The 9,216-nt window shown below is 61.7% G+C and carries 12 protein-coding genes; all 12 read left to right on the top strand.

The window, feature by feature from the left end; genetic code table 11:
• Positions 1–36: 36 nt before the first annotated feature.
• Positions 37–282 carry an ATP synthase F0 subunit C gene (locus HMPREF3145_RS03395; protein ID WP_042406503.1) on the top strand — a complete coding sequence of 82 codons (246 nt, stop codon included), beginning with the start codon at positions 37–39 and terminating at the stop codon, positions 280–282.
• 46 nt (positions 283–328) lie between these two features.
• Positions 329–901 carry a F0F1 ATP synthase subunit B gene (locus tag HMPREF3145_RS03400; protein ID WP_070421844.1) on the top strand — a complete coding sequence of 191 codons (573 nt, stop codon included), beginning with the start codon at positions 329–331 and terminating at the stop codon, positions 899–901.
• Positions 902–906: 5 nt separating this feature from the next.
• Positions 907–1,740 (top strand): F0F1 ATP synthase subunit delta, encoded by an 834-nt coding sequence (locus HMPREF3145_RS03405; RefSeq protein WP_070421845.1) that lies wholly within the window; start codon positions 907–909, stop codon positions 1,738–1,740.
• A gap of 8 nt (positions 1,741–1,748) precedes the next feature.
• Complete coding sequence (atpA, locus tag HMPREF3145_RS03410; RefSeq protein WP_070421846.1) at positions 1,749–3,413, top strand: F0F1 ATP synthase subunit alpha; 1,665 nt, start codon at positions 1,749–1,751, stop codon at positions 3,411–3,413.
• Between the two features lie 47 nt (positions 3,414–3,460).
• On the top strand, positions 3,461–4,429 hold the full coding sequence (locus HMPREF3145_RS03415; RefSeq protein WP_070421847.1) for a F0F1 ATP synthase subunit gamma: 969 nt from the start codon (positions 3,461–3,463) through the stop codon (positions 4,427–4,429).
• A 3-nt stretch (positions 4,430–4,432) separates the two neighbouring features.
• Positions 4,433–5,950: a F0F1 ATP synthase subunit beta gene (atpD, locus tag HMPREF3145_RS03420; RefSeq protein ID WP_224212800.1), complete on the top strand. Its 1,518-nt coding sequence runs from the start codon at positions 4,433–4,435 to the stop codon at positions 5,948–5,950.
• Positions 5,951–5,958: 8 nt separating this feature from the next.
• Entirely contained in the window at positions 5,959–6,327 is a 369-nt protein-coding gene (locus tag HMPREF3145_RS03425) for a F0F1 ATP synthase subunit epsilon (protein WP_070421848.1), read from the top strand.
• A gap of 164 nt (positions 6,328–6,491) precedes the next feature.
• A complete protein-coding gene (locus tag HMPREF3145_RS03430; protein WP_083279365.1) occupies positions 6,492–6,953 on the top strand; it encodes a DUF2550 domain-containing protein in 462 nt (153 codons plus the stop codon).
• A 31-nt stretch (positions 6,954–6,984) separates the two neighbouring features.
• The gene (gene nucS, locus HMPREF3145_RS03435) at positions 6,985–7,677 is read left to right on the top strand and encodes an endonuclease NucS (protein ID WP_070421849.1); all 693 of its coding nucleotides are present in this window, start codon (positions 6,985–6,987) and stop codon (positions 7,675–7,677) included.
• A complete protein-coding gene (locus HMPREF3145_RS03440) occupies positions 7,678–7,965 on the top strand; it encodes a hypothetical protein (protein ID WP_070421850.1) in 288 nt (95 codons plus the stop codon).
• 21 nt (positions 7,966–7,986) lie between these two features.
• Complete coding sequence (locus HMPREF3145_RS03445; protein WP_070421851.1) at positions 7,987–8,289, top strand: MTH1187 family thiamine-binding protein; 303 nt, start codon at positions 7,987–7,989, stop codon at positions 8,287–8,289.
• 1 nt (position 8,290) lies between these two features.
• Positions 8,291–9,115: a tetratricopeptide repeat protein gene (locus HMPREF3145_RS03450; protein ID WP_070421852.1), complete on the top strand. Its 825-nt coding sequence runs from the start codon at positions 8,291–8,293 to the stop codon at positions 9,113–9,115.
• The last annotated feature ends 101 nt before the right edge of the window (positions 9,116–9,216 follow it).

A 9,216-nucleotide genomic window follows, 5' to 3' on the forward strand; every position in this document is an offset into this window, starting at 1 on the left:
TAGCGGGGAGGCACCTAGAAAGGGAACGACTTTCACATGAACGACATCATTCTTGCTCAGGCAGCGGAGACCGTGAACCGCTACGAGGGTCTCGGCACCATCGGCTACGGCCTTGCAACCATCGGCCCGGGCCTCGGCATCGGCATCCTCGTCGGCAAGACCGTCGAGGGCATGGCACGTCAGCCGGAGATGGCTGGCCAGCTCCGTACCACCATGTTCCTGGGTATCGCCTTCGTTGAGGCACTTGCCCTGATCGGCCTCGTTGCCGGCTTCCTGTTCTAAAAACAAGAACGAGTAACCCCGTCCATTTTTAGATCAGGAGCAACCAATGACTAACGTCACTGCATTCCTCGCAGCCGCAGAAGGCTCCGAGAAGCTGCCGTTCGAGAATGAACCATCCATTCTCTTCCCGGCCGCGTACGACGTGGTTTGGTCTCTTGTCGTTTTCATCATCATCGGCCTACTTTTCTGGAAGTACGTTATTCCGAAGTTCCAGGAAGTGCTGGCAGAGCGCGAAGACCGAATCAAGGGCGGCATCGAGCGTGCTGAAGTCGCCCAAAAGGAAGCCAAGGCTGCCCTGGAGAAGAACAACGCTGAGCTTGCGGAGGCGCGCCACGAGGCCGCTGAAATCCGTGAGGCAGCGCGTGCCCGCGGCAAGGAAATCGAGGCTGAAGCCCGTGCCCGTGCCGAGGAAGAAGCCCGCCGCATCATCGAGGCAGGCGAGAAGCAACTGCAAGCAGCTCGCGACCAGGTTGTCGCAGAACTGCGCAACGAGATGGGCCAGAACTCCATCTCGCTGGCAGAGCGTCTGCTGGGCACCGAGCTGTCGGACACGACCCGTCGCTCGAACACGATCGATGAGTTCCTCTCCGAGCTCGATCACGTCTCGACGAGAAAGTAGGCGAGATGAAGGCAGCTAGTCGCGAAGCACAGTCGCACGTCACCGGTCAGCTCGAATCGCTGATCGGCAGCGCCGACAACGCAGTCGCCACCGCAGCACAGATCGGTACCGAACTGTTCCTCATCGTGGACCAGCTCGACACCGAACGTGCCCTGCGCGTGGCAATCGCCGACACGTCGCTTGAAGCAGGCCAGCGCGCCGGCATTGTCAAGGACGTTTTCGGCGGCAAGGTGGCGGAGCCCACCCTGAACATCCTCACCGCAGCAGCGGAGCAGGAGTGGTCGACCCCGCGCGAATTCCGCGCAGGTCTGATCAACCTGGGCCGTTTCGCACTGCAGAAGGGTGCACAGGAACAGGGCCAGTTGGAGCAGGTCGAAAACGAGCTCTACCAACTGTCGATCCTCCTTGAGGACGAAAAGGAGCTCACCCAGCTCCTGTCCGACCGCACCGCAACCGCTGCGCAGAAGCGCGGACTGCTAGCTAGCGTGATTTACGGCAAGGTGACAATGTTCACCGAGGCCCTGGCCTTGCAGGTCATCGGCCGGCCGCACCACAACCCTGTCGACGATCTCGCCGCACTGGCGGAGAACGTTGCAGAGATGCGCGGCAAGTCGGTTGCACGTGTGAAGACCGCTGAGGCGTTGAACGACACTCAGCGTGACGCACTGGCCCGCAAGCTGGAGCAGATTTACGGCCGCGAGATCGCCATCCACTCTGAGGTTGACCCCAGCCTCCTCGGCGGAATGGTGGTTCGCGTGGGCGATGAAGTCATCGACGGTTCGACGCGCGGCAAGATCGAGCGTCTCCGTACCGATATGGCAGCCCAGGCGGCTAAATAATTAACAATATGCTGGATAAAACTACCGAGAGCAGGAAGAACATGGCGGAGCTGACGATCTCCTCCGATGAGATCCGTAGCGCGATAGCGAACTACACCTCGAGCTACTCTGCGGAGGCCTCCCGTGAGGAGGTCGGCGTGGTGACTTCGGCCGCAGACGGTATTGCCCAGGTTTCTGGGCTGCCGGGCTGCATGACGAACGAGCTGCTCGAGTTCCCCAACGGCGTCATCGGCGTCGCCCAGAACCTTGAGACCGATTCCATCGGTGTCGTGGTGCTGGGTAACTTCGAGACCCTTTCCGAGGGCGACGAAGTCAAGCGGACCGGCGAGGTCCTCTCCATCCCGGTCGGCGAGAACTTCCTCGGCCGCGTGATTAACCCCCTGGGTCAGCCGATTGACGGCCTTGGCCCAATCGAATCTGACGAAGAGCGTGCACTGGAACTCCAGGCCGCAGGCGTTCTCGACCGCCAGCCGGTCGAAGAGCCGCTGCAGACGGGCATGAAGGCGATTGACGCCATGACCCCGATCGGCCGCGGCCAGCGCCAGCTCGTCATTGGTGACCGCAAGACCGGTAAGACCGCGGTCTGCATCGACACCATTTTGAACCAGAAGGAGTTCTGGGAGACCGGCGATCCGTCGAAGCAGGTGCGCTGCATCTACGTCGCCGTCGGCCAGAAGGGCTCCACCATCGCTGGCGTTCGCCAGACGCTGGAGGAGGCCGGTGCCCTGGAGTACACCACGATCGTGGCTGCTCCGGCATCCGACTCCGCAGGCTTTAAGTGGCTCGCACCGTTCTCCGGTGCAGCACTGGGCCAGCACTGGATGTACCAGGGCAAGCACGTCCTGGTGATCTACGATGACCTGACCAAGCAGGCAGAGGCATACCGTGCCATTTCGCTGCTGCTTCGCCGCCCGCCGGGCCGCGAGGCATACCCGGGCGATGTGTTCTACCTGCACTCCCGCCTGCTGGAGCGTGCCGCAAAGCTTAACGACGAGCTCGGCGCAGGCTCCCTGACCGCACTGCCGATCATCGAGACCAAGGCGAACGACGTCGGTGCCTTCATTCCGACCAACGTCATCTCGATTACCGACGGCCAGGTCTTCCTCCAGTCCGATCTCTTCAACCAGGGCGTGCGCCCGGCTATTGACGTGGGTATCTCCGTGTCCCGTGTCGGTGGCGCCGCACAGACCAAGGGTATGAAGAAGGTCGCCGGTAACCTGCGTCTGGACCTCGCGGCATACCGTGACCTTGAGGCCTTCGCAGCGTTCGCTTCCGACCTCGACGCCGCTTCCAAGAAGCAGCTCGAGCGCGGCCAGCGCCTGGTCGAGCTGCTCAAGCAGTCCGAGCACGCGCCGCAGCCGGTGGAGTTCCAGATCATCTCGATCTGGGCTGCCAACGAAGGCGTCTTCGACGTCGTTCCCGTTGAGGACGTCCGCCGCTACGAGACCGAGCTGCACGAGGCCATCAAGGCCAATGCACCGCAGGTCTATGACCAGATCGCTGGTGGCAAGCAGCTTGACGACGACTCGCAGGCCGCAATCCGCCGCGTCAACGAGGACCTGGCACGTAACTTCCAGGCATCCTCCGGCGAGCGCATTGTCCGCGAGGCCGAGCACGAGCCGCTCGACTCCGGCCAGGTTGCGAAGAACCAGCTCAACGTCAGCCGCTCCTAGTGCCAGTCGGTTCTAGGACTACTACATAAAGGAAGGGAGGAAACACCATGGCAACGCTTCGCGAATTGCGTGACCGCATCAGGTCCGTCAACTCCACGAAGAAAATTACAAAGGCCCAGGAACTGATCGCCACCGCGCAGATCACCAAGGCCCAGCAGCGCGTCGAGGCGGCTAAGCCGTACGCCGACGAGCTCAAAGACGTCATGGAACGCCTCGCGTCCGCGAGCTCCCTGGCCCACCCCATGCTCCACGAGCGTGAGAACGGCCGGGTCGCGGCAATCCTCGTGGTCACCTCTGACCGCGGTATGGCCGGCGGCTACAACCACAACGTGCTGAAGAAGGCTGCGCAGCTTGAGCGCATGCTGACCGAGGCAGGTTACGAGGTGGTTCGTTACGTCACCGGTAATAAGGGCGTGACGCACTTCAAGTTCCGTGACATGGATGTCGCGGGATCATGGACCGGATTCTCGCAGCAGCCGTCTTGGGAGGACACGCACGACGTGCGCCACCAGATCATCGACGGCTACATGGCTGGCTCCGAAGCCACCGTCCCGCTTCGCCAGAACGGCGAAACGGGCGAGTCTGTCCGCGGGTTCGATGTTGTCCACGTTGTCTACACCGAGTTCGTATCCATGCTTTCCCAGGAGGCACGCGTCGATCAGCTTCTGCCGATCGAGCCGGTCCTGGAAGAGTTCAAGTACGAACAGGAAGACATGCTGACCAACTCTGGTGAAGTCAGCCCGGACATGAACTTCGAGCCGGACCCGGACACGCTCATGGATGAGCTGCTGCCGGTCTACGTTTCCAGGTTGCTCTACTCGATCTTCCTGGAAGCAGCGGCCGCCGAGTCGGCATCGCGCCGCACGGCAATGAAGAATGCGACCGATAACGCCACCGAACTGGCCAACGATTTGTCTCGCGAGGCAAACCAGGTCCGTCAGGCGAAGATCACCCAGGAAATCACCGAGATTATCGGCGGCGCTGGTGCGCTGTCCGGGAGTGGAGAAAGTGACTAAATCATGACTACTGCTCACTCTTTTGATGAGCGCAACGACGATCTGGCGGGTGCGGCGCTTCCTGAGGCCGACACCCAGACCGCAGATCGGGTCGAGAACACTCAGAACCCGCGCGGTTCTGAGAACGGCCGTGTCGTGCGCGTCATTGGTGCAGTCGTCGACGTGGAGTTCCCGCGTGGCGAGCTGCCCGCTCTGTACAACGCTCTCGAGGTCGACATTGACCTCGGCGAGATGTCCCGCACCATCGTGCTCGAGGTCGCCCAGTTCCTGGGTGACAACCTCGTCCGCACGATCGCCATGGCCCCGACGGACGGCCTCGTCCGTGGCGCCAAGGTGTCGGACTCCGGCAACCCGATTTCTGTCCCGGTCGGCGACCAGGTCAAGGGCCACGTGTTCAACGCACTCGGCCAGTGCCTGGACGACCCGTCGGTCGGTCAGACCGGTGAGCGCTGGGGCATCCACCGCGAGCCGCCGGCCTTCAAGGACCTCGAAGGTAAGACCGAGATCCTCGAAACCGGTATTAAGGTCATCGACCTGCTCACCCCGTACGTTAAGGGTGGCAAGATCGGCCTGTTCGGTGGTGCAGGTGTTGGTAAGACCGTTCTGATCCAGGAGATGATTACGCGTATTGCACGCGAGTTCTCCGGTACTTCGGTCTTCGCCGGCGTCGGCGAGCGCACCCGTGAGGGCACCGACCTGTTCCTCGAGATGGAGGACATGGGCGTGCTTCCGGATACCGCGCTTGTCTTCGGCCAGATGGATGAGCCGCCAGGGGTCCGTATGCGCGTGGCCCTGTCCGGCCTGACCATGGCGGAGTACTTCCGCGATGTGCAGAACCAGGACGTGCTGCTGTTCATCGACAACATCTTCCGCTTCACCCAGGCAGGTTCCGAGGTATCGACCCTTCTGGGCCGTATGCCTTCCGCCGTGGGTTACCAGCCGACTCTTGCCGACGAGATGGGTGTGCTCCAGGAGCGCATTACCTCGACCAAGGGCCGTTCGATTACGTCGCTGCAGGCTGTTTACGTGCCGGCTGACGACTACACCGACCCGGCTCCGGCAACCACCTTCGCCCACCTCGATGCGACCACCGAGCTTTCCCGTTCGATCGCGTCGAAGGGCATCTACCCGGCAGTGGATCCGCTGACCTCCACGTCGCGCATCCTTGAGCCGGGCATCGTTGGCGAGCGTCACTACAACGTCGCTCAGAAGGTGATCGGCATTCTGCAGAAGAACAAGGAACTGCAGGACATCATCGCCATCCTCGGTATGGACGAGCTCTCTGAGGAAGACAAGATCACCGTGCAGCGCGCACGTAAGATCCAGCGCTTCCTGGGCCAGAACTTCTTCGTCGCAAAGAAGTTCACTGGCGACGAGGGTTCCTACGTCCCGCTCGAAGAGACGATCGACGCATTCGACAAGCTCTGCGAGGGCGAGTTCGACCACTACCCAGAGCAGGCATTCAACGGCCTGGGTGGCTTGGACGACGTCGAGGCTGCATACAAGAAGCTGCAGGCGTAGGAGGAAACATGGCTGAACTTACCGCTCAACTGGTCTCGGTTGACCGCCTGCTCTGGAAAGGTCCGGCAAGCATCGTCACCGCTCAGACTACGGAGGGTGAGATCGGTATCCTTCCTGGGCACGAGCCGCTCTTGGGGCAGCTCAAGGACAACGGTGTGGTAACCATCCGCCCGATCGACGGCGAGCGTATCGTCGCGGCCGTACAGGGTGGGTTCCTCTCCGTTGTCGGCGACAAGGTGACAGTCCTCGCGGACTACGCCATCTTCGCCGACGAGGTTGACTCCGCCGTCGCAGAGTCCAACCTCGACAACGAGGACAGGGTCGTACAGGCTCGCTCGGAGGCGGAGCTGGCGGCCGTTCGTCGCAACGCGCACTAGTCGCTGCGCCGAGGAAGGCGTAACGCCGGCCTGACCAGCGCCCCCATCCGGATACACATTCGGATGGGGGCGTTTTTCTATGCCCCCACTCGCGCAGCGTGCGCATAAAAGACACAAAGGGCGTTAAGATATTGCGCATTACCCGCTGTCTGGAGGTTGAAACAATGGTGTTCGTCGTTGCCGTGGCTGTGCTTGTGGTGGCCACGTTTGCGGCGTCTGCCATTTGGCGGTTCAGCATGGTCCGCGGTAGCGGTTCCCGTGCCATGATCCGCCAGATGCCGGCTGAAGGCATCCATGGCTGGCGCCATGGTGTCTTGAGGTACGACGGGGAGCGCATGCTGTTTTACAAGCTGCGCTCTTTGTCGTTTACGCACGATATGGTCGCGGACCGACGCCTGCTGCAATTCACAGGCTTGCGGGACGTGACGGCAGATGAGCGCCAGTTTATGCCCGATATTGCGAAGATTCTGCAGGTCGATTCGCCCGATGGCGGTATCGAATTTGCTGCTGATCGTCGCACGCAGATGGGTTTTATCTCGTGGATTGAATCGGCCCCGGACGTACGCGCCGAGCGCACCGATATGCGCTCACTTGAGGAGCGCGCCCAGCGAGAGACCGAGCGTTAGAGGCGTTCGTCGCAACGGTACCCTTGGGCGCATGCGTCTAGTCATCGCCCGTTGTTCTGTTGATTATGTGGGTCGCCTCGATGCCCACCTGCCTGAAGCGCTGCGTCTCATCCTGGTGAAAGCGGACGGCTCTGTGTCCGTCCACGCCGATGACCGCGCGTATAAGCCGTTGAATTGGATGATGCCGCCGTGCACGCTGCGGGTGGAAAACGTTGTTGATATGGATGGCGAGGATACGGGCGAAGAGCTGTGGATCGTCGAGAATTCGAAGGGCGAGCAACTGCGTATCACCATCGCAGAGGTGCTTCTCGACGAATCACGTGACCTCGGCGTCGATCCCGGCCTGGTCAAGGATGGCGTCGAGGCACACCTGCAGGAGTTGTTGGCTGAGCACATTTCGACGCTCGGCGAGGGCTACGAACTTGTCCGCCGCGAGTACCCAACTGCGATCGGCCCGGTCGATATTTTGGCCCGTGACCCGCGTGGCGGAACGGTTGCGGTGGAGGTGAAACGTCGCGGTGGCATCGACGGCGTCGAGCAGCTCACCCGTTACGTCGAGTTGCTCAACCGCGACGAGTTGCTGCGGCCTGTGCGTGGCGTGTTCGCCGCCCAGGAGATCAAGCCGCAGGCGCGCACGCTTGCCAGCGACCGCGGATTCGATTGCGTGACCCTCGACTACGACGAACTGCGCGGCATCGAATCGAACGAACTGCGATTGTTCTAAATGCCACGCAAGAATCGCCGCCAGTACCAGTCGCCGCGCTACGTCCTGCCGCGTGACGGGTCGACCTTTATCGGCACCCAGGAGATGGAGGGGCCGAAGTGGACGAATGGCGAGATATTCAAGGTCCGCCAGATCGGCTCGGCAGCCGCAACGAAGTTCTACATTTGTCCAGGGTGCAACCAGAACATTCCTCCCGGTGTGTCGCATGTGGTGGCATGGCCGCGGGATTCCGGCAGGGGAGTCGATGATCGGAGGCATTGGCATAAGCATTGCTGGGGTCGTCGATAAGCGGGCGTTAGACTGGGCCGCATGATTGCAGCGTTTTCGGTCGCACCGACCTTGACGGAAAATTCCAACGCCGAAATGTCCGACATCGTGGCACGCGCCGTGAAGGTCGTCCGGGAGTCCGGGCTGGCGCACGAGACCACCGCCATGTTCACCACCATCGAGGGCGAGTGGGACGAGGTCATGGACGTGATTAAGCGTGCCACCCAGGCGGTGGAGGAGGTTTCTCCACGCGTGTCGCTGGTGGTCAAAGCTGATATCCGCCCCGGCTACACGGACATGTTGCACCAGAAGATCGAGTCGCTGAACAAGCACCTGGAGGATTAGCATGACCAACCCGCAGTTCACCGGCGGCGCTATTGACTTAGGCGCGCTGTCGCAGCAGCCTGAGCCTGGCGACTTTCAGCCGTTTGTCACCGTCAACGCCACCAACGTTGAGGCGGTTGCGTTTGAGCGGTCCAAGCAGATCCCTGTGATCCTCATGGTGGGCACGGACCGTTCTGAAGATTCTGTCGCGCTCAAGGCCACGTTCGAGCGGCTCGCGGCGGGGCAGCAGCAGTTTATGGTCGCCTACATCGACGCGGATGCTACCCCGCAGGTGGCACAGATGCTCGGCGTGCGCGTGCTGCCGACCGTGGTTGCGCTTGCCGCAGGACGCCCAGTGGCCAACTTTGAGGGCAATCAGCCGGCCGACCAGTTGGAGCAGTGGATCGGCCAGATCGTTGCCCAGCTTGGCGGCCAACTCCAGGGGCTTGGTGGCGAGGAGCCTGCGCAGGATCCGCGTCTCGACGACGCCACCGCCGCCCTCAACGCCGGCGACTTCGATCGCGCAACTGCGCTTTACGACGCCATCCTTGCCGACGACCCCACCAACTCCGATGTCAAACAAGCCAAAAATACCGTCGCTGTGTTGAAGCGTCTCAACGAACAGGACGGCGACGGCGACGCGGTGGATGAGGTGGAGCAGCAGCTGCTCGCCGCGGATGCGCAGTTTGTCGGTGGAGATCCGGAAGGCGCCTTTGATCTGTTGCTCGGCATGGTGAAGACGGAGCCGCGTGCGAAGGAGCGTCTGCTCGAACTGTTGACGTTGCTTGCTCCCGACGACCCGCGCGTGATTTCGGCGCGCACTAGGCTCGCTAGCTCGCTGTTTTAGAGTTATCCACAGGGGCGAATTCGCAAATTTCACAGGCTCGCGGGGGTGGGTTGCGAGTTTGGTCTAGCGTCTTGGGCATGAATTCGTTCGAGGTGTTAGTG

It is taken from the genome of Corynebacterium sp. HMSC05C01, from assembly GCF_001807155.1.
Classification (GTDB): domain Bacteria; phylum Actinomycetota; class Actinomycetes; order Mycobacteriales; family Mycobacteriaceae; genus Corynebacterium; species Corynebacterium coyleae.